This window comes from Bradyrhizobium sp. USDA 4461 (assembly GCF_054055655.1).
Genome location: NZ_JBSRXM010000001.1, coordinates 8,145,097 through 8,164,728 on the forward strand (window position 1 = coordinate 8,145,097; position 19,632 = coordinate 8,164,728).

Here is a 19,632-nt window from a genome sequence, read left to right on the forward strand (position 1 = left end):
CGCCCGTACAATATTGCCGCCCGTAGAACTACGGGCGGAGTGCAGTGCCGCCCAGTAAGCATGCGCGCAAAATCTGTGACGATCAAACTCGCGCTAGTTGTGATTTGGTCAATATTTTGCCAAATGTTGAGGGCGGGGTGTCGAGAGACACCTTGGTGCGATCGACTTCAGGTAGTCGGCCGTATCGGTAAAGGGTGCTTCCAACGCGCCAATGCGTTTGGATACCATCCCGCGATCTTCTTGGAATTCGTCGTTCGGACGAACTGACGATCCACTCGAGCTTAACGCGGTACATCATCAACGTGTCTCTGACCCGACCGGGCCAGGGATTCTCGATTTGAAGGACGGGTCACAAGAATGAACAGATCAGCAGCAAAGAAGATGAAGCAGCGCAGCGCCGGCAAGCCGGACATTGAGTTGGGCAAACGGATTCGCCTGCGCCGTGTCGAGCAGAAGATCTCGCAGGCCGAACTCGGCGACAAGCTCGGCGTCAGCTTCCAGCAGGTCCAGAAGTACGAGAAGGGCGTCAACCGTGTCGGCGCCGCCCGCCTGCAGCAGATCGCGACCGCGCTCGATGTGCCGGTCACCTTCTTCTATGACGGCGACAACAAGGCCCGCGAAGTCGAGAGCCTGCTGTTCCTCGACAGCGCGTTCAGCCTCCGGTTGCTGCGCGCCTACAGCAAGATCAAGGATCAGACCGTGCAGCGCCAGCTGGTGTCGCTGATGGAATCGATCGCCGCCAACGAAGACTGAGCCGCGGATCGGGTCGCGAGGCCGCGAACGCGATCCACCACGCCGCAGCGATCGGCCGCTGGCCGGTCGCCGCGACCGCAACACGCCGGTGGAGCCGGGAAGTTGTCAAAGCGCTGCCATCGGCGGATGGCAGCGCTTTTTTCTTCGGCGAGGGCTCTCAAGAACTTGTGATCCGGGCTTCGCCAGTTCGGCTTCCGAACGCAGATGATCCAGTTCGCGCGCGCTGACTGCGTATCGCATGCACTGCACGCGCGCCCTTCGTCGCCATTCTGTCGCGCGGCCAATTGTCGCCCGCGCACGCGACAATCTCACAACTCCCGCATTTCCTGCGTTGAACCAACGTCGCCAGAACCAAGTGCACGGCTCGTCTTTTTGTCGCAGCAACGAAGTGGCCGCATGGACGTTTTCAGGCTTCAACCAAGGAGATCTCAATGAATATCAAGCTTGCCGTTATTGGACTCGCCGCGCTCGGAAGCGCAGCGTTGCTGTCCGGCGCGGCATCGGCGATGCCGAACGGGCTGCCGCAGGCCGACCGCATCGCAGGCGAAACGTCCAATGTCGACAAGGTGCGTCAGGTCTGCGACCGCTGGGGCCGCTGCTACTGGCAACCGGGCTATGGCTACTACGGACCGCGGCATCATGGATGGCATCATCGTCCGCACTTCTACCCGCGCCACCATCATCACGGGCACCGGCATCACGGCGGTCATCGCGGTGGCGGCCATCATGGCGGCGGCCACCACGGCGGACACCGGCGCTGATCACCCTCGAGGGGGCTTCGGCCCCCTCCTCTTTCCCGTCACCCCGCGCAACTGCTTTGCCGTTGTCACCCAAGGAGCGAGCATCGCCCGCGTTGGGAATTGAGCGCCGGCGCACTAAAGCGCGATGAGATTGGATCGAATTCTCATTGCACTTTCACTTTTCCGGATCATGCTCTAAAGCGCCGCCAGCACGGCCTTCGCGACATCCGCGGTGCCGTTGCTGCCGCGGAACTCGAACGGCTTGATGCCGCCGGCATAGACCTTGTCGACCGCACGCTCGATCCGCTCACCGGCTTCGGCTGCGCCTTCGAGGCCGTGCTTGTCGGCGAGCCAGTCCAGCATCATCGCGGCCGACAGGATCATCGCGGTCGGGTTGGCCTTGCCCTGCCCCATGATGTCGGGCGCCGTGCCATGGCAGGGCTGAAACACCGCGTAGCGGTCGCCGATGTCGGCCGACGGTGCCATGCCCATGCCGCCGATCAGGCCGGCGGTGAGATCCGACAGGATGTCGCCGAACATGTTCTCGGTCACCATGACGTCGAAATCCCATGGACGCTTCACCAGCGCCGCCGCGGTCGCGTCGATGTAGAGGTGATCGGCCCTGACGTCGGGGTGACGCTTCGCGGTCTCCTCGAAGATGCTGCGGAAGAATGCGAACGCCTTGAACACGTTCGCCTTGTCGACGCAGGTCAGCCCGCCGCCAACCTTGCCGCGCGCCTTGCGGCGTTCGGCGAGCCGGAACGAGAACTCGAACAGCCGCTCGGAGGTGTGGCGCGTGATCACCATGGTCTCGCGCGCCTCACTGTCGGTGACGACACCCTTGCCCATCGAGGCGAACAGGCCCTCGGTCGATTCCCGGATCACGACGAGGTCGATGCCCTTCTGATCGGCGCCGACGATCGTGCTCGACACGCCCGGGATCAATCGCGCGGGCCGCACGCCGGCATAGAGATCGAAGATCATGCGCAGTTCGATCTGCGGTGCGATCTCGGTGTTATCCGGATAGCGCACCGACGGCAGGCCGCAGGCGCCGAGCAGGATCGCATCGGCCTCCTCGCACAGCTTGATCGTGCTGTCCGGCATCGACTTGCCGGTCTCCTTGTAATGGCCGGCGCCGGCCGGTGCCTCGGTGAAGCGGAATTTGAGGCCGGCCGATTCCTCGATCTTGCGCAGCACTTCGAGCGCCGGCGCCATCACCTCGGGGCCGATGCCGTCGCCGCCGAGAACTGCGATGTGAAGAGCGTCGTTGGCGGACATGGGGATTCCTCTGGAAGACAACTGTCATTCCGGGGCGATGCGGAGCCTCGAACCCGGAATCTCGAGATTCCGGGTCTGGTGCTGACGTACCATCCCGGAATGACGGGGAGTTGATCTACGGCGTCAGCACGGCGCGGCCGACGAGCTGGCCCTTCTGCAGATTGGTCAGCGCCTCGTTCGCCTTGGCGAGCGGCATCGGTGTCACCGGGATCGCCGGAATCTTCTTGGTCCACACCAGGTCGAGCAGCTCCTGGGTCTCGCGCAGATTGCCGACATAGCTGCCCTGGATGGTGACCGCCTTGATCGGGATCAGCGGCAACGCCCACGGCGCGCCACCGCCGAACAGGCCGACGATCACGAGCTTGCCGCCCTTGGTCAGGCAGTCGAAGCCGAGCTGCGAGGTCTGGGCATTGCCGACCAGGTCGATCGCGGCGCGGATCGGCTGGCCGGCTTTCTTGATCAGCTGCTCCAGCGCGTCGGGCGCCTTGCCGTCGACGGTCGCGAGCGCCCCGGCGGCCTCGGCCGCCTCGCGCTTCCTGGCGTCGATATCGACCACGATCGCACCCTTGCCACCCATCGCCTTCAGCAGCGAGAGCGCCATCAGTCCGAGCCCACCGGCGCCGAAGATCACGATCGGCGTGTCGAAATCCTTCTCGACCTTCTTCAGCGCGCTGTAGGTCGTGACTCCCGAGCAGGCGTAAGGCGCGGCGGTGACCGGATCGAGCCCCCTGAGGTTGAGCAGATATTTCGGATGCGGCACCGTCATGTGATCGGCGTAGCCGCCGTCGCAATAGACGCCGAGCGCATTCGGCTTGATCGCGCACATGTTCTCGTCGCCGCCGAGACAGGTCGGGCATTTGCCGCAGCCGAGCCAGGGATAGGCCAGCGCGACGTCGCCGACCGTGAGGCCGCCCTTGTCGGCGTCCTTGACGTCAGGCCCGAACGCGACGATCTCGCCGACCGTCTCATGGCCCATCGTGCGCGGCAGCGAGACGCCGCGGTCCTTCAGCGACAGCGGCTTGCGGCCGTGGCCGAGATCATAGCCGCCCTCCCAGATGTGCAGGTCGCTGTGGCAGACGCCGGCGGCCTTGACCTTGATCAGGACCTGCGTGCCGGACGGTTGCGGCGTCGGCTGATCGACCTCCTTCAAGGGGGCGTTGAAATCGACGACCTGGAAACTCTTCATCGCTGTTCTCCCGAAGCTTGTTGTTGTGGCGGACCTTGCCACGCCTGCCCGCGCGGGACAAACGTTCATGACCTCATTTTCGAGCAAGCCGCCATGCGGCGCGCTCGAAGGAAGATCTAAGCGCAAGCCCTATTCAGACCAGCGGATGATGGCAAGCCGCGTATTGGCCCGGCGCCACCACGCGCAGTTCCGGCACCTCACTGGCACAGCGTGCATCTGCGCGCGGGCAGCGGGTGCGGAAGCGGCAGCCGGACGGCGGCGCGATCGGTGATGGCGGCTCGCCGACCGGCACGCTCTGGGTCGGACGCACATCCGGATCAGGCATCGGAATCGCTTCGATGAGCAGCGCGGTATAGGGATGCGCCGGCCGCGCGAACAGCTGCTCCGACGGAGCGACCTCACAGAGCCGGCCGAGATACATCACCGCGACACGATCCGAGACCGCCTTCACCACCGCGAGGTCGTGGGCAATGAACAGCAGGGTCAGGCCATAACGCGCCTTCATCTCCTCCAGCAAGTTGAGGATCTGGGCGCGGATCGAAACGTCGAGCGCCGACACCGGCTCGTCGCAGATCACGAATTCCGGATTGAGCACCAGCGAGCGCGCGATGCAGATGCGCTGACACTGGCCGCCGGAGAATTCATGCGGCAGCCGCCCGCTTACCAGCACGGGATCGAGGCCGACGGCCGACAGCACTTCACTGACGCGCCGCTTGCGTTCTTCCGGATCCTTGATGCCGGCAATCACCAGCGGCTCGGCGACGATATCGCCGATCCGCCGCCGCGGATTGAGCGAGGCGATCGGGTCCTGGAAGATCAACTGCACGCGCCGCCGCATCCGGCGCAGCGCTTCACCCTTCAAGCTGGTGAGATCGTACCCGTCGAACAATACCTTGCCGGAGACCGCCTGGCGCAATTGCAGCACGGCACGGCCGAGCGTCGACTTGCCGCAGCCGGATTCGCCGACCAGCCCCAGCGTCTCGCCGCGCGCGATCTCGAGGCTGACGTCGGAGACGGCATGGATGGTCTTTCCGCCGACCGAATATTCGACGACGAGGTTCTCCACTTTCATCAGCGGATCGGATGCGGCCTGCAGCATCATGCGCCGGCCCCCGCGATCGGATGGAAGCAGGCATAGACATGCTCTTGCGTCTCCGCCGGGCTGAGCCGCGGCTTCTCCGTGCCGCAACGGCCGGCCGAATAACGGCAGCGCGGCGAGAACGAGCAGCCCTTGAGCGGCCGGGTCGGATCCGGTGGCCGCCCCGATATCGCCGGCAGCGGCGTGTGCGGCGCGACGTCGAGCTTCGGCAGCGCGGCCAGCAGCGCCTCGGTGTAGGGCATCCGCATCCGCTTGAACAAGGCCGGCGTCGGCGCACGCTCGACGACGCGCCCGGCATACATCACCGCGACCTCGTCGGTGCGGCCGGCGACCACGCCGAGGTCATGCGTGATGATGATCATCGCCATGTGGCGGCGCTGCTGCTCGCGCGCCAGGAGATCGAGGATCTGGGCCTGGATCGTGACATCGAGCGCGGTGGTCGGCTCGTCGGCGATCAAAAGCTTCGGCTCGCAGGACAGCGCCACCGCGATCGCGACGCGCTGGCGCATGCCGCCGGAGAGCTGGTGCGGATACTGCGCCAGCCGCTGCTCGGGCGCGGGAATGCCGACCGCCGCCAAAAGTTCGATGCTGCGCTGCCTGGCCTGGGCCAGATCGAGCGCGAGATGCTCCTGGATGGTCTCGATCAGCTGGGTGCCGATGGTCAGCACCGGATTGAGCGAGGTCATGGGATCCTGGAACACGACCGCGAGCGAGCGGCCGCGCAGCTTGCGCAACTTCTCGGCCGACAATCCCGTCAGATCCTGCCCGTCGAACATCACCTTGCCCGACAGTTTCGCCTTCTTGGGCAAGAGTTGCAGGATCGCGCGCGACAGCATGGTCTTGCCGCAACCGGATTCGCCGACGATGCCGAGCGTCCTGCCGGCGCCGACGGCGAGATCGACATGATCCACCGCCCGCAGATTGCCGCGCGGCGTCGGCAGGTCGACCACCGCGTTCTCGACCGACAGCAGCACGCCGCTCATAGTGCACCCTGCCTGGGATCGGTCAGCGCCCGCATCGTGTCGCCGATCAGGTTGAACGCGAGCACGGTCAGGAACATCGCGATCGCCGGAATGAAGGCGAGCATTGGCGCCACATCGAGGCTTTCACGGCCCTCTCCGATCATGCTGCCCCAGCTCGAGATCGGCGGCGGCACGCCGAGGCCGAGGAACGACAGCGAGCCCTCGACCACGATGGTGACGGCAACGCCGAGCAGGAAGAAGGCGAGCAGCGGCAGCATCACGTTGGGCAGCAGCTCGCACAGCAGGATGCGCGCATGGGTGGCGCCGAGCGCCTGCGCCGCGATGACGAATTCGCGCCGCGCCAGCGACAGGGTCGCGGCCCGCGACACCCGCATGAAGGCGGGAATGCCGAGCACGCCGAGGATGCAGGTCAGGTTGAAGATCGACTGGCCGAGATAGGCGGTGACTGCAAGCGCCAGGATCAGCGGCGGAAATGCCAGCAACACATCCATGCTGCCGACCACGAAGGATTCGAAACGGCCGCGGAAATAGCCGGCGAGCATGCCGAGCGCACCGCCGATGGTGACGCCGATCATCGGCGCGCAGAGCCCGACGATCAGCGAGATCCGCGCGCCGTAGATCAGCCGCGACAGCTCGTCACGGCCGAGGCCGTCGGTGCCGAGCCAGTGCTCGGCCGAGATCGGCGCGCGCCGTTCCAGCATGTCCATGTCGGTCGGACTCGGCAGCGGAAGCAAATCGGCGAAGATCGCGACCGCGAACACCAGCACCATCCAGCCGGCCGCGATCCAGAACAGCGTGCCGAGCTGACGGCGACGAACCGGGGTCGTCCCCTCCTCCTCGAGGCTCAGCTCAAGCGTGGCCATGACGGATCCTCGGATCAAGCAGGGCGTAGAGCATGTCGACGATGAAGTTCATGATCACGAAGCCGGCGGCGACCAGTAGCACCACGCCCTGCAGGATGATGAGGTCGCGGGTATAGATCGCGCCGACCAGCAGACGGCCGATGCCCGGCAACGCGAAGATCGATTCGACGATGACGGCGCCGCCGATCAGGCGGCCGATATTGATGCCGGTGATGGTGACGAGCGTCAGCGACGACGGCTTCAGCGCGTGCACGAACAGGATGCGCGACGGCTTCAGACCCTTGGCCTTGGCAAGCGCGATATAGTCCTCCTGCAGCGCCGCGATCATGTCGGAGCGCAGCACGCGCATGATGCCCGGCCATTCCGCAAGTCCGAGCGTCAGCGCCGGCAGCACCATGAAGCGCAGGTTGGCGACGGGATCCTCGCTGAATGGCACATAGCCGGTCGCCGGCAATAGCCGCAGCTCGACCGCGAACAGATAGATCAAGAGGATCGCCGACAGGAAGGTCGGCACCGACAGCATGCCGAAGGCCGAGCCGGTCATGAAGCGGTCGAACGCGGAGCCTGCCTTGGCCGCGCAGGCGATCGCAAGCGGCACGCCGATCGCAAGCCCGATCAGCTCGGCCAGGATCATCAGCTCGAAGGAGACCGGGATGCGCTCGCTGACCGCCTGCAACACGGACTGCCCGGTGCGGAACGATCGTCCGAAGTCACCTTGCAGGATGTGCCACAGCCAGCCGAGATAGCGTAGCCAGATCGGCTGATCGAGCCCCATGTCGTGACGCAGCGCCGCGACGTTCTCCGGCGTCGCCTGGTCGCCGAGGATCACGTACGCCAGATCGCCAGGCAGCAGCGAGGCGATCACGAAGGTGAGAACCGAAACCGCGATCAGCACCGGCACCAGATAGAGGAGCCTGCGCGCGACGAAGAACAGCATGAAAGGCTATTCCTTCCAGGCGGTGGAGACGTCGAGCACCCCGTTGAACATCTTCGGCATGCCTTTCACCTTCGCGCTCGAGATCGCGTAATAGGTGTTCTGGAAAGTCCAGAACCAAATCGCCTCCTTGTTGATCAGGCGGCTGACCGCACAATAGTCCTCGGTCCGCTTGGCGACATCGGCGGTGGTTCGGGCATGCTCAAGCAGGCGGTCGAGCTCCGGATCGGAGAAATTCGCCAGTGCCACCGGGCTGCCGGTGTGGAAGTTGGCGTACATCTGCGGATCGGGATCGGCGAGATCGACGATGCGCCACGGCGTCAGTTGGAATTGGCGCATGAAGGCGCGCGGTACGATCGTGGCCTGATCGACCTGCTCGATCTCCATATTGGCGCCGACCCGCTTCCAGATCTGCTGCAACACCTGGCCGACAGTGCGGCCGCGCGGCGTCGCCGAGACGATCATCTTGAAATCGACCGGCTTGCCGTAATCCTTGAGCAGCGCCTTGGCCTTGTTGACGTCTTCCGGCAGCGCGCCGTCGTCCTTGCACTTGACCCAGGAGCCGTCGCCATAGGGATTGCTGGCCGGCCGCGCCAGGCCGTTGGTGATGGCCTGCGAGATCTTCTTGCGGTCGAGCGCCATCACCAGCGCCTGGCGCACGCGGACGTCGTCGAACGGTGCCGCCTTGGTGTTGAACGCGTAGACCTGCGCGCCGGAGCCGGCATAGGAATGCACGGTCAGGCCGGAATCCTTTTGCGCCTTGACGATATTGTCGGCGTCGTACTCATCGTCCCAGATGACGTCGGCCTCACCCGATTGCAGCGAGGCAAAGCGCGACTGCGCATCCGGCAACGGCTTCAGGACGACGCGATCGAGATAGGGCTTGCCCTTGTCCCAATAGTCCGGGTTCTTCTCCAGCACCATGCGGTCGCCGGCGGTCCAGGATTTCAGGATGTAAGGGCCGGTGCCGACCGGGTTGCGATTGTAGTCGTCGCCCTTGGTCTTCCAGGCGGTCGGCGACTGCATCACATTGTTGGAACTCTGGATCGACTGCGTCGCCGGGAAATTCACCGCCGGATCGCTGAAATTGTAGCGCACCGTGAGGTCGTCAATGACGTCCACGCTCTTGATGCTCGTAATGTAGAAGGCGCAGCGGCACTTGTTGGCCGGATCCTTCTGGCGATCGAAGTTCTCCTTCACCGCCTGCGCATTGAACGGCGTACCGTCGTGGAATTTGACGCCGGGCCGCAGCTTGATGGTCCAAGTCTTGAAATCGTCGGAATGCTCCCAGGACAGCGCGAGCTTCGGTTTCGGCTCGCCCTTCTCGTCGAGCGTCATCAGCGTGTCGAAGATCGCGGCCGCCGCGGTGTTGGCCGAGGTGTCGTAGACACCGACCTTGAGCGGGTCGAAGCCCGGAATGTCGAGCTCCTGGCCGACGGTGAGCGTGCCGCCCTGCTTTTGCGCATGGGCAGGTACAGCGAATGCGGCCGCACCTATTCCCGCCACAAGAAATATGCGCGCCACCGCGTGCGCGCGCCCGACCAGCTTCATCGATGCTCCCTCCCAGGTGGGCGACGTCCGGTGTTCCGGATCGTCGTGTGTTGGCGGCAGCTTGTCCGGAATCGCCGCGCGCGACAAGACCGTAAAACGGATGAAAAGCCGCAGGCTTAATCGCTCGCCGTCTTCGCCGGTTGCGCTGCGAACCCTGCGATCTGGTCGTCGGAAAGGCCGATCTCCTTCAGATAGGTCAGCGTGTGCTCGCCGAGCGTCGCCATTCGCTTGCGCGCGCCGACCGCGGCGCCGGACATACGGAACGGCAGGTTGAGCACCTTGAAGCTGCCGCCGCCGTCCTCGACCTCGGCCAGCGCGCCGCGATGGGCGATTTGCGGATCGGCGAGCGCCTTCGCGCACGGTGCGATAGGCCGACGACGGCACGCCATATTCATTGAGCGCGGCAAGGCAGGCCTGCGTGCTGATCGCGCGCGACCATGCCTCGACGCCCTCCATCAAACCCGCCCAGTTGTCCCGCCGATCGGAATATTTGGCAAAGCGCGGATCGGACACCCATTCCGGCCGGCCGATCACCTGCATCAGATTCTGAAACGTCTTCTCGCTCGCGATCGCCACCATCACGTAGCCGTCGGTGGTTTCGATCGGGCCGAACATCGGCCGCTGGCTCTGCTTGACCTCGAATTGCGACCACTGCAACTCGTTCAGGGTCAGGCTCAGCGTCGATTCCAGCATCGAGACGTCGATGTGCTGGCCCTTGCCGCTTAAGCTGCGCTGATAAAGCGCCGCCGAGATCGCGCCGAAGGCATAGACGCCGGTCAGCACGTCGGCGTGATAAATGCCGCAATAGTCCGGACGCGAGCGGCCCGGCTGGTAGGCGAGATGCGCCATCTCGTAGCCCGAGGCGGCATGGATCACCGGCGCATAGGCCGGCAATTCCGCCGACGGGCCGGTCTGGCCGTAGCCGGAGATCGAGCAGAAGATCAGCTTCGGATTGATATCGCGGACCGAGGCATAGTCGAGCTTGAGCCGCCGCATCACGCCGGGGCGGAAATTCTCCACCAGCACGTCGGCAGTCGCGATCAGCCGGCGCACGGCCTCGACGCCGGCCGGCGACTTCAGGTCGAGCACCAGGCTGTTCTTGCCGATATTGAGCTGGCCGAACGCCGTCGAGCAATGGTTGCGCACCGGCGGCCGCGTCCGCATCGTCTCGCCCTCGGCGGGCTCGATCTTGATCACCTCCGCGCCCATGTCGGCGAGCATCCGCGTGCAATGAGGTCCGGCGATCGTGGTCGAAAAATCGAGCACGCGAAGGCCGTCGAAACTCCGTGTCAAATTCCCCTCATCGTCGGCAGCTATTGTCGTTGGCAAGGCTTCCTCCACGTTCGTCATTGGTTTTTCGGCATCGCGCGACCCTAAAGTGAGCCGTCCTGACAGGAAAGCGTCTCGTCCAGACCGGGACCGCGGGCGGTCTTGCATTTGACTCAAAGGCAGATTGGACCCGATCTTGCATAGCCCTGCCACGGGCTGGAACGAGGGCGCTTGTTGAAGGTCTTATTCGTCACGACCGAGATGGACGATTTCGTCCGCGTGGGCGGGCTCGGCGCCGTTTTTTTTTCCGCCGCACTGCCTCGGGCGCTCCGACCATGGAGCGACGTCAGGATCATGCTTCCCGGTTACCGGGATGTGGTCGAGCAATTCACGCATATTGAGATCGTCGGGCAATGCGCAGCGCTTGCCGAGATGCCGGCCTGCACGCTCGGTCGCGCATCGACCAAGGACGGGCTGCCGGTCTACGTGCTGCTGTGTCCGGAGCTCTACGACCGGCCGGGCAATCCCTATGGCGACGAATCCGGCCGCGACTGGCCGGACAACGACATCCGCTTCGGGCGCTTTGCTTCGGCTGCTGCCGAACTTGCAGCCGGAACGCTGGACAAGAATTGGGCAGCCGACCTCGTTCACGCCAACGATTGGCAGGCCGCACTCACACCCGCCTACCTCGCGTGGCGCGACTCGCGGATTCCATCGATCCTGACCATCCACAACCTCGCCTATCAGGGCCTGTTTCCGAAGGACTCGCTGCGGCGGATCGGCGCACCGGAAAGCTCGTTCCACATCGATGGGCTGGAGTTCTACGACAAGCTGTCCTTCCTCAAGGGCGGCCTCGTCTACGCCTCGCACCTGACCACGGTCAGCGCGACCTATGCGAAGGAGATCACCACGGCGGAGCTCGGCTGCGGGCTGGAGGGCTTGCTGCGCGTGCGCTCCGCCGCCGACCAGCTGACCGGCATCCTGAACGGCATCGACGAGAGCTGGGATCCGCGCCATTGCGCCCAGCTGGCGCAGCCGTTCGGCGCCGGCGACTGGAAGGGCAAGCAGGCCAACGCCGATTATGTCCGGCGGCAATTCGGGCTGGCGGTCTCGCGCGGGCCGATTTTCGGCCTGGTCGCGCGGCTCGTGCATCAGAAGGGCGTCGACCTCGTGCTGTCGGCCGCGGACGAGATCCTGGAGGCCGGCGGGCAGATCGTCGTCACCGGCAGCGGCGAACCCGCGATCGAGGACGCGCTGGTCGCCGCGCACCGGCGCCGGCCGGACGCGATCGGCGTCATCATCGGCTTCAACGACGGACAGGCACGGCGGATCTTCGCCGGCAGCGATTTCACCTTGATGCCGTCGCGCTTCGAGCCCTGCGGCCTCAGCCAGATGTATGCGCAGCGCTTCGGCTCGCTGCCGATCGGCCACCAGACCGGCGGGCTTGCGGAAACCATCGCCGACGGCGAGACAGGCTTCCTGTTCTCCCAACCATCGCCGGAATCCTTCCTCGGCGGTGTCAGGCGTGCCTTCGACGCCTACCGCGCCAAGGATCGCCTCAACGCCATGCGCGCCAGCGCGATGGCCAAGTCCTACAGCTGGGGCCTGTCGGCCGCCTGCTACAGCGCGCTGTATAAGAAGCTCATCATGCCGCGAGCAGCGGCCTAAGGCGCAAAGCCTCGCAAGGTTGTGAAGTCGGGCCGCTCTGGGATCCCAGACGCTTCGTAACAATCGGCCTCTACCGCCGAACCTATCCGTGCGATGATGTCCATCTCCAGGGCTGCATCCAAGGCTGCATCCAAGGCTGCGTGCCCGGACGACGGCGCATGCATGAAATTGCGAATGATGAACTTTTCACAAAACGCGATTGCGATGGAGGAACATCATGGACGTCAACGAGGAGCGTCTTAATTCATTCATGGGTAAGATGATCGGCGATGTCGGCGCGGCGATGAACGCCTCGCTGATGCTGCTGGGAGACAAGCTCGGCCTCTACAGGGCCCTCGCCCAGCAAGGACCGATGAACGCTGCGGCGCTGGCCAAGGCAACGGGAACGGCCGGGCGTTACGTTCAGGAATGGCTCTCGGCACAGGCGGCCTCCGGCTACATCGAATACGATAGCGCGACCGGAAAATTCTCGATGCTGCCTGAGCAAGCGCTCGCGCTGGCCGACGAGGACAGCCCGGTCTTCCTCGGCGCGGTGGGAAGCCTTGTCGGCGCGACCTTCCTCGACGAGCCGAAAATCACCGACGCGTTCAAGACCGGCAAGGGCGTCGGCTGGAACAAGCGCAACGAGTGCCTGTTCTGCGGCACCGCCCGCTTCTTCCGCACCAGCTACAAGCACTATCTGGTGCAGGAATGGCTGCCGGCGCTCGAGGGCGTGGTCGACAAGCTGAAGCAAGGCGCCGTTGTCGCCGACGTCGGCTGCGGCCACGGCGTCTCGACGCGGCTGATGGCGGAGGCGTTTCCGAAATCGACCTTTTACGGCTTCGACTATCACGACGGCTCGATCCAGGCGGCGCGGATCGCCGCCAAGGAGGCCGGATTGTCGGACCGCGTCCATTTCCAGACGCATTCCGCCAAGACATTCCCCGCGAACGCCTATGACCTGGTGTGCTTCTTCGATTGCCTGCACGACATGGGCGACCCGGTCGGCGCCCTCAAGCACACCCGCTCCACCCTCGCCGATGACGGCACCTGCCTGCTGATCGAGCCATTCGCCAACGACCGGCTGGAGGACAACCTCAATCCGATCGGGCGGGTCTACTATGCGGCCTCGACGATGATCTGCACGCCGGCCTCGCTGGATCAGGAGGTCGGGCTCGCGCTCGGCGCGCAGGCCGGAGAGACCAGGCTGCGCGAGGTCGCACGACAGGGCGGTTTCTCGCGCTTCCGCCGCGCGGCGGAGACACCATTCAATCTGATCCTGGAAGCTCGACCGTAACTGCACAACGCAATCGGACGGCGGCATCACACCGCCGTCCAATACTCAAAGTTCGCGGCAGCTGCGTCGTCAGCGCCCTGCTTACCAGTCCTGCGATTGCCAGTATTGCTGGCCGCCGCGCCGGCGCGGATTGGCGGCTTGCGGGTTGCCATAGTACGGGTTGCCGTACTGGGTCGGCGCTTGAGGATTGCCGTACTGGGGATAACCGTATTGAGGGCCGGACTGCGGATTCCAACTGCGCTGGGAGAAGAAGCCGAAACCGTCGTCGTCCCTGCTGGCAACCGGGTAATCCTCATCCACCGGCCGCGGTGTCGGCTTGCGCGTGATGAAGCCGCCCTGTGGCTGGTTGCTCAGCACGGCAACGAACTCGGTGCGATAGTTGGTTTCGGCGCTCAGCGGCTCGTCCGAGATGATGATCGAAGACCGCGGCACCGCGGTCGGCGCAATGCGATCCAGCACATCCTGCGGGATGGTGATACGGTCGAGCGCATCCTTGGCGTTGTCTCCGTCGTCGATCGTCACCTGGGTCCAGCGCAGGCCGGAGCCGTTGCGCGCCATCGCCGTATAAATGTGCGTGCCGATCGGCTTGTCCGGATCGCGGATCGTGACCGGAACCTCGATGCTCGAGTCGAACACCTCGCCGCCGTCGGCCCATGGCTTATGGGTGTTGCGCCGGACGTAAAGCTTCTGCGTCGCGCGGCTGATGTAGACCGAGACCGGCTCCAGTGCGAGCTTGGCCTCGGTCGCCGCCTTCTGGGTGTCGGCCTTCTTGGTCTCGGCCGCCTTGGCGGCCTCCTTCGCGGCGGCGGCGGCATCGAGCTTCGGCTTCGCGTCACCCTGCGCCGCCTCGAACTGCGTGGTCGCTTCCGCGGCCTTGGCGACTGCCTTCTGCTTCAGATCCTCGGCGCGCGCCTTGGCCTGGTCGGTGTTGGCCTTGGCCAGCGTCTTGTCGGCCAAGGCAACCGCGGCGTCGGCACGGGTCTTGATCTGCTCCAGCTTGCGCAGTGCCGCCGGCGTGGACAGTGCCGCTTCCTTGGCCGCGGCCGCGGAGGCCTTCTTCGCCTCGTCGGCCGCCTTGGCGGCATCCGCGGCCTCGCGGGCCAGCTTCTCGGCACGTGCCGGAGCTGCCGCGATCGCCTCCGCGTTGGGCACGAACAGCGCCGGGTGGGTGAAATCGACCGGCTCCGGGTCGTTCGGTGCGATGATCACCCGCATCCCGATCCGGGTCTTGTCGAACAGCTTCTCGGCAAAGTCATAGGGCATCCGGACGCAGCCATGCGAGGCCGCATAGCCCGGCAGCGGCCCGCCATGCAGCGCGATGCCGTTCCAGGTGATGCGCTGCATGTTCGGCATCCAGGCATCGTCGTACATGGTCGAGTGATGGTCCTTGTCCTTCTCGACCAGCGCAAACACGCCCGCCGGCGTCTCGCGTCCCTTGACGCCGCTCGAGACCGGCGCGCGGTAGATCCAGCCGTCGGCGTCGTAGAAGGTGACCTTTTGGGCCTTGATCGACACGATCGCCATGATCGGCTCGCCCGCGGTCCGCGGCGCCGTCGCCTCGACGGTTGCCGCCGGACGCTGCTGCTTTGCCGCGGCGCCGCCGCTCAGTGACGCAAATGTGACCATCGCCGCGAATGTCACAAAGGCGGGGTGTCCCCAACGCCGCATCGCTCCGGTGGTCTGCGCCGTCGTCGTTCGATTTACCATGCGATTCCTCGGTCGAAATGCCTGCCCGCGCTGCGCCGATCCGTACCAGATCACGATTTTGGATTGATTAATCGCGGCTCCATGCGGTGCCGCGAATTCGATCCTGGGGAGCTATCCATTCATATATGACGGCGGATGCAGGAGGAAGGGCGCCGCGCCGCCAAAACCGCCTCGTAGCCGCCGAAATCCACTGCCTGGAGCCGCCCCGCCAATGGAGCGGCACCTGGCCGTCATGTCGCCCGCCGCGTCTCCGGCATCACCAGCCAGATCATGAGTAGTCCCAGCGCTGCGATGCCGGCGAGACCCATGAAGGCGGTGCTGCTGCCGAGCTTGTCGCTGACATAACCGGCCAGCACCGTGCTGAGTGATGCGCCGATGCCGACCGCGGTACCGACAATACCCTGCGCCAGGTTGAAATGGCCGCTGCCGAACGCAACGTCGGCCACGATCAGCGGCACCAGCACGCTGAAGATCGCCGCGGTGATGCCGTCGAAGATCTGCACCATGACCAGCAGATAGGGATCGCGCACCGTCGCGAACAACAGGCCGCGGATCGCCAGCGAAACGAAGGCCAGCAGGAGCAATGGCCGCCGGCCCAAAGCCTGGGCCTTGCGGCCGACCGACGGCGAGCACAACGCGACAATCGCCTGCGGCACAATGATGCAGGCGGCGATCAGGACCGGCGCCCATTGGCTCGAGCGGGTGGTGACCACGCCCGCCATCAACGGCAGCATCGCGGCGTTGGCCAGCTGGAACAGCATCATCGCGCCGGCGAAGATCAGGAGCGTCCGGTGCCGCACCAGGGTGAAGACGCTGGTGGCGCGCTTGTCGGGAACTTCACGCTTCACCTCGCCATGCGCCTGCGCGATGTCGATCTCGCGCTCGCGGATCCGTGCCAGCGACAACAGCGTCGGGATCGCCAGGATGAAGGTGACGAGGAACACGGAACGGCTCGACAAGAAATAGCCGCAAGCGCCCATCAACGCCGCAGCCGAGCCATTGCCGAGCGAGGCGAAGCGTGCGTTGCGGCCAAGCCGCTCGCCGATCGCACGCGGCCCGACCAGGCCGAGGCTGATCGCCGCGATCGCAGGTCCCAGCACGCAGCTTGCAAGCGCGTGCAGCGTCGCGGCAAGCGTCACCACGGGGAAGATCGGCCACAGCGCGTAGGCCAGCGCGGCCGATCCGATCGCGGCAACCGCGCAGCCTGCGACCACCCGTTCCGAGCGCGCCGCGTCGACGATCGCCCCGCCGGGCATCTGACCGAGCAGGCCGATGATGCCGCCGATCGAGAGCACGAAGCCGATCTCGACCTGGGTCCATTTCTGCGTCGTCAGATAGACAGCGATGAACGGACCGAATCCGGTCTGCACATCGGCCAGGAAGAAGATGAACCAGTCGAGCCCGCGCTGGCTCTCGCGCGACGGCCCGCGCAGCGGCTCCGCATTGGGCTGATCGGGGACAATCGACACAATATTGGCGCTGCCGGCTGATCGCTCGTCACGATCGTCGCCAACCGTCCCGAATGAAGAGTTCGGACGCGCGACCAGTTTGAGCCCCCTAATGTTCGTAGTCCCATGGATGGAGACTGCCAGCCGCGCCCAGCACGATCAGCGGCGTATCTTCCTTGTATTCCGGCGCAGCGCTCACCTGCTGCTTGTTGAGATCCAGCGTGATGCTGTCGCTCTTGCTGGAAACGCCGGCGAAGCGCAGCGCGTTCCAATCGACCACGATCTTGCGGCTGCCGACGCCGAGGAAGCCGCCGAAATCGATCACTGCGGCGCGGACCTTGCCGTCGCGGTCGACGATGACGTCGACGATGCGGCCCATGTCCTCATTGGCGGAGCTGCGCACGTCGCGACCCAGAATGCCGTGCGCATCGCGTGCGCCGATCACGGTCACCGACGGCGGCGGTGACTCCTTGGCCTGCTCCTTCGGTGCCGCAGGAGCTGCTGGCGGCGCTTGAGCTGCCGGCGGCGAGGGTGGTGTCGGCGCCGGCGACGCATCGTCCGCGGCACGGACATCTGCGCATGTCAGCAGCATCGCTGCGACCAGCATAATCATGATCCCTGGACGCATTTACCTCTCCCACGATTGCCCGGTCCGCCGCGCGACAACGCTCAATGCGTCAGCACGATCGACACCTGGATCTGTCCGCGCGTGCGCAGCACTTCGAGCGACACCTCGTCGCCGTGGCGACGCAGCCGCAGATCGACACTGGACGCGCCGAGCCGAAGGTCGCGCAGCACCACGTCGTTGAGGAATTCCGGCAGCCGCGGATCGCGCAGGCGGATCTCGCCGCGCACGGTGTCGAATTCGAGTCCGAGCGCCGCCTCCAGCAGCGTGAACGGCGTCGCGCTCGCCCAGGCCTGCGGTGCGCAGGCGACCGGATAGAGCACGGGGCCGCGCCTTCGTTCGCGGCGGAAGCCGCAGAACAGCTCCGGCAGCCGCCGCAACTCCATGTAGCTCGCGGCGTCGAACAGCCCCTTGAACAGATGCGCGACCGAATGCTTGAGGCCGTAGCGGGCCAGTCCAAGTGCGATCAGCGCATTGTCATGCGGCCAGATCGACCCATCGTGATAGGACATCGGATTGTAGCGCGCCTCGCCCGCCGCGACGGTTCGAATGCCCCAGCCCGAGAAGAATTTCTGGCTCATCAGATCGGCGGCGACCCGTCGCGCACGGTCCTCGCGCACCATGCCGGAAAACAATGTCTGTCCGGCATTCGAGGTGCGCACCCTGCACGGCTGCTTAGCGCCGTCGAGCGCCAGCGCATAGGTGCCGAGCTCCTCGCACCAGAATGCCGCCTCGAAGCGCTCGCGCAGCCGCTCGGCCTCGGCATCCAGCCTCGCCGCTTTGTCGGCGAACCCAAGGGTCCGCGCCGCGCGCGCGGCAAGCTGCTTGCCGGCGAACACATAGCCCTGCACTTCCGCCAGCGCGATATTGCCCTCGGCCAGCGTGCCGTCGGCGTGGAAGATGGCGTCGAAGGAATCCTTCCAGCCTTGATTGCGCAGCCCTTCATCGGTCGCGCGCTGATATTCGACGAAGCCGTCGCGGTCGGGATCGCCGGGGCCATCGATCCATTGTAGTCCGGCCTCGACCGCAGGCCACAGCTCGCGCAGCGTCTCGACGTCGCCGGTGCGCTCCAGATAGAGCCCGGCCAGCAGCACGAACAGCGGGGTCGAATCGACGCTGCCGTAATAATGCGCGAACGGCACCTCGCGAAGCGCGGCCATCTCGCCGCCGCGCATCTCGTGCAGGATCTTGCCCGGCGCAGCATCGGCCAGCGGATCGACCGCCTTGGCCTGGAACAGCGCCAGCCGCTTCAGCACGCCCTTGGCGATGCGCGGGTCGACCCACAGCATCTGCATCGCGGTGATCAGCCCGTCGCGGCCGAATGTCGTCGAATACCAGGGAATGCCGGCATAGGGATAGCGGCCCTGCGGCGTTTCCGTCATCAGCATGTTGAGGTCGGCCATCGCCTGGCACAGCACCTCGTTGAAGATGTTGTTCGAGGTCTCGATCGAGGCCGCGCCGGCCGACGAATTGCGCATCTCGCGGCGATGCGCCAACAGCCCGCGGAAGAACGGCACCGGCTTCTGCATGATCGGCTTGTTGCAGGACACCGCGACGAACAGCGAGGTGACCTGCGCAGGCTCGAGGTCGAAATGGTAGGTGGCAACGTTGACCGATAACCGTGTCGGTCGCGGGTCGAAGTGCAGCGCGGTGATCCGGGTCTGCTCGTCGAGGCCGCAATATTCCAGCACGACATCGGTCGGACCGAGCAGCTTGCTCGAGCCGATGCCGCGCCGCGGCCGCCGCTCGCCGCGCACCTCGAACAGGTCGGCGAAATCATTGTCGAACAAGAGCGCGAGATCGAAGCTCGCGGCATGATCGCCGTGGTTCTGCAGGCCGATGCGCTGATAGAAGGTGCCGCGCCACAGGAAGATCGAGCGCACGATGTGCAGCGTATCCTTCGGCAAGGTCAGGCGGTCGTCGCGATAGACGTCGGAATTGGTCAGATCGACCGTCAGCGCCGAATTGTCGTCGCGCATGTTGGAGCCGAGCAGCAGCGGCTGCACGTCCTCCAGCACCATTTCGAGCCGCGCGAGGTAGCGCGTGTCGGCGTTGAACAGGCCGTCGGGACCGCCGGCGGAGGCGCCGATGTCGCCATGGCTGTCGAGCACGATGAAGGTGTCGTCGTGCTTGAGCGAGCGCCGCGGCCGTGCCGCGGGCCCGGTCATCGGAATGTAGAACGGCGATTCGGCGACGTGCTCGGTGATGCGACCGGTGATGATCTGCGTAACGACGTCAGCTGCCATCTGAAC

15 protein-coding genes and 1 pseudogene are annotated in these 19,632 nt (G+C 65.3%); 4 read left to right on the plus strand and 12 right to left on the minus strand.

Annotation, left to right across the window (positions count from 1 at the left end; all coding sequences use genetic code 11):
• Positions 1 to 357 precede the first annotated feature (357 nt).
• Both ACVINW_RS38130 and ACVINW_RS38135 read left to right on the plus strand, forming a co-directional pair.
• Positions 358 to 753, plus strand: a complete 396-nt coding sequence (locus ACVINW_RS38130; RefSeq protein WP_016844123.1) for a helix-turn-helix domain-containing protein — start codon at positions 358 to 360, stop codon at positions 751 to 753.
• 431 nt (positions 754 to 1,184) lie between these two features.
• Positions 1,185 to 1,514 (plus strand): hypothetical protein, encoded by a 330-nt coding sequence (locus ACVINW_RS38135; protein WP_456756058.1) that lies wholly within the window; start codon positions 1,185 to 1,187, stop codon positions 1,512 to 1,514.
• 174 nt (positions 1,515 to 1,688) lie between these two features.
• On the opposite strand, the gene ACVINW_RS38140 is transcribed toward ACVINW_RS38135, so the two are convergent.
• The 8 genes and pseudogenes from ACVINW_RS38140 to ACVINW_RS38175 all read right to left on the minus strand — a co-directional run bounded on the left by ACVINW_RS38140 (position 1,689) and on the right by ACVINW_RS38175 (position 10,608).
• Complete coding sequence (locus ACVINW_RS38140) at positions 1,689 to 2,771, minus strand: isocitrate/isopropylmalate dehydrogenase family protein (RefSeq protein ID WP_456756059.1); 1,083 nt, start codon at positions 2,769 to 2,771, stop codon at positions 1,689 to 1,691.
• Positions 2,772 to 2,886: 115 nt separating this feature from the next.
• Positions 2,887 to 3,957 (minus strand): alcohol dehydrogenase, encoded by a 1,071-nt coding sequence (locus tag ACVINW_RS38145; RefSeq protein WP_456756060.1) that lies wholly within the window; start codon positions 3,955 to 3,957, stop codon positions 2,887 to 2,889.
• Between the two features lie 133 nt (positions 3,958 to 4,090).
• The gene (locus ACVINW_RS38150; protein WP_456756061.1) at positions 4,091 to 5,059 is read right to left on the minus strand and encodes an ABC transporter ATP-binding protein; all 969 of its coding nucleotides are present in this window, start codon (positions 5,057 to 5,059) and stop codon (positions 4,091 to 4,093) included.
• Positions 5,056 to 6,039, minus strand: a complete 984-nt coding sequence (locus ACVINW_RS38155) for an ABC transporter ATP-binding protein (RefSeq protein ID WP_456756062.1) — start codon at positions 6,037 to 6,039, stop codon at positions 5,056 to 5,058. The genes ACVINW_RS38150 and ACVINW_RS38155 overlap by 4 nt, the downstream gene beginning before the upstream one ends.
• Complete coding sequence (locus tag ACVINW_RS38160; protein WP_456756063.1) at positions 6,036 to 6,902, minus strand: ABC transporter permease; 867 nt, start codon at positions 6,900 to 6,902, stop codon at positions 6,036 to 6,038. The genes ACVINW_RS38155 and ACVINW_RS38160 overlap by 4 nt, the downstream gene beginning before the upstream one ends.
• Positions 6,889 to 7,839 (minus strand): ABC transporter permease, encoded by a 951-nt coding sequence (locus tag ACVINW_RS38165; RefSeq protein ID WP_456756064.1) that lies wholly within the window; start codon positions 7,837 to 7,839, stop codon positions 6,889 to 6,891. Before ACVINW_RS38165 ends, ACVINW_RS38160 begins: the two co-directional genes overlap by 14 nt.
• Before the next feature lie 6 nt (positions 7,840 to 7,845).
• Positions 7,846 to 9,387 carry an ABC transporter substrate-binding protein gene (locus ACVINW_RS38170; RefSeq protein WP_456756065.1) on the minus strand — a complete coding sequence of 514 codons (1,542 nt, stop codon included), beginning with the start codon at positions 9,385 to 9,387 and terminating at the stop codon, positions 7,846 to 7,848.
• 116 nt (positions 9,388 to 9,503) lie between these two features.
• Positions 9,504 to 10,608: pseudogene (locus ACVINW_RS38175) on the minus strand (CaiB/BaiF CoA transferase family protein).
• Between the two features lie 282 nt (positions 10,609 to 10,890).
• Here ACVINW_RS38175 and glgA point away from each other — a divergent pair.
• Together glgA and ACVINW_RS38185 are read left to right on the plus strand one after the other, a co-directional pair.
• Positions 10,891 to 12,324, plus strand: coding sequence for a glycogen synthase GlgA (gene glgA / locus ACVINW_RS38180; RefSeq protein ID WP_456756066.1), 1,434 nt, complete (start codon positions 10,891 to 10,893; stop codon positions 12,322 to 12,324).
• A gap of 217 nt (positions 12,325 to 12,541) precedes the next feature.
• On the plus strand, positions 12,542 to 13,600 hold the full coding sequence (locus ACVINW_RS38185) for a class I SAM-dependent methyltransferase (protein ID WP_456756067.1): 1,059 nt from the start codon (positions 12,542 to 12,544) through the stop codon (positions 13,598 to 13,600).
• 81 nt (positions 13,601 to 13,681) lie between these two features.
• On the opposite strand, the gene ACVINW_RS38190 is transcribed toward ACVINW_RS38185, so the two are convergent.
• The 4 genes from ACVINW_RS38190 to ACVINW_RS38205 form a co-directional block, all read right to left on the minus strand.
• The gene (locus ACVINW_RS38190) at positions 13,682 to 15,307 is read right to left on the minus strand and encodes a L,D-transpeptidase family protein (protein ID WP_456756068.1); all 1,626 of its coding nucleotides are present in this window, start codon (positions 15,305 to 15,307) and stop codon (positions 13,682 to 13,684) included.
• Positions 15,308 to 15,537: 230 nt separating this feature from the next.
• Positions 15,538 to 16,776 carry an MFS transporter gene (locus ACVINW_RS38195; RefSeq protein WP_456756069.1) on the minus strand — a complete coding sequence of 413 codons (1,239 nt, stop codon included), beginning with the start codon at positions 16,774 to 16,776 and terminating at the stop codon, positions 15,538 to 15,540.
• An 88-nt stretch (positions 16,777 to 16,864) separates the two neighbouring features.
• Positions 16,865 to 17,383 (minus strand): PRC-barrel domain-containing protein, encoded by a 519-nt coding sequence (locus tag ACVINW_RS38200; RefSeq protein ID WP_456756070.1) that lies wholly within the window; start codon positions 17,381 to 17,383, stop codon positions 16,865 to 16,867.
• A gap of 41 nt (positions 17,384 to 17,424) precedes the next feature.
• Positions 17,425 to 19,626, minus strand: coding sequence for an amylo-alpha-1,6-glucosidase (locus ACVINW_RS38205; protein WP_456756071.1), 2,202 nt, complete (start codon positions 19,624 to 19,626; stop codon positions 17,425 to 17,427).
• Positions 19,627 to 19,632: the final 6 nt, after the last annotated feature.

Excerpts from the sequence above, each read along its gene's own strand:
- ACVINW_RS38130 (WP_016844123.1), top strand. The coding sequence starts at position 358 with ATGAACAGATCAGCAGCAAAGAAGATGAAGCAGCGCAGCGCCGGCAAG.
- ACVINW_RS38135 (WP_456756058.1), top strand. The coding sequence starts at position 1,185 with ATGAATATCAAGCTTGCCGTTATTGGACTCGCCGCGCTCGGAAGCGCA.
- ACVINW_RS38140 (WP_456756059.1), bottom strand. The coding sequence starts at position 2,771 with ATGTCCGCCAACGACGCTCTTCACATCGCAGTTCTCGGCGGCGACGGC.
- ACVINW_RS38145 (WP_456756060.1), bottom strand. The coding sequence starts at position 3,957 with ATGAAGAGTTTCCAGGTCGTCGATTTCAACGCCCCCTTGAAGGAGGTC.
- ACVINW_RS38150 (WP_456756061.1), bottom strand. The coding sequence starts at position 5,059 with ATGATGCTGCAGGCCGCATCCGATCCGCTGATGAAAGTGGAGAACCTC.
- ACVINW_RS38155 (WP_456756062.1), bottom strand. The coding sequence starts at position 6,039 with ATGAGCGGCGTGCTGCTGTCGGTCGAGAACGCGGTGGTCGACCTGCCG.
- ACVINW_RS38160 (WP_456756063.1), bottom strand. The coding sequence starts at position 6,902 with ATGGCCACGCTTGAGCTGAGCCTCGAGGAGGAGGGGACGACCCCGGTT.
- ACVINW_RS38165 (WP_456756064.1), bottom strand. The coding sequence starts at position 7,839 with ATGCTGTTCTTCGTCGCGCGCAGGCTCCTCTATCTGGTGCCGGTGCTG.
- ACVINW_RS38170 (WP_456756065.1), bottom strand. The coding sequence starts at position 9,387 with ATGAAGCTGGTCGGGCGCGCGCACGCGGTGGCGCGCATATTTCTTGTG.
- ACVINW_RS38185 (WP_456756067.1), top strand. The coding sequence starts at position 12,542 with ATGGACGTCAACGAGGAGCGTCTTAATTCATTCATGGGTAAGATGATC.
- ACVINW_RS38190 (WP_456756068.1), bottom strand. The coding sequence starts at position 15,307 with ATGGTAAATCGAACGACGACGGCGCAGACCACCGGAGCGATGCGGCGT.
- ACVINW_RS38200 (WP_456756070.1), bottom strand. The coding sequence starts at position 17,383 with ATGCGTCCAGGGATCATGATTATGCTGGTCGCAGCGATGCTGCTGACA.
- ACVINW_RS38205 (WP_456756071.1), bottom strand. The coding sequence starts at position 19,626 with ATGGCAGCTGACGTCGTTACGCAGATCATCACCGGTCGCATCACCGAG.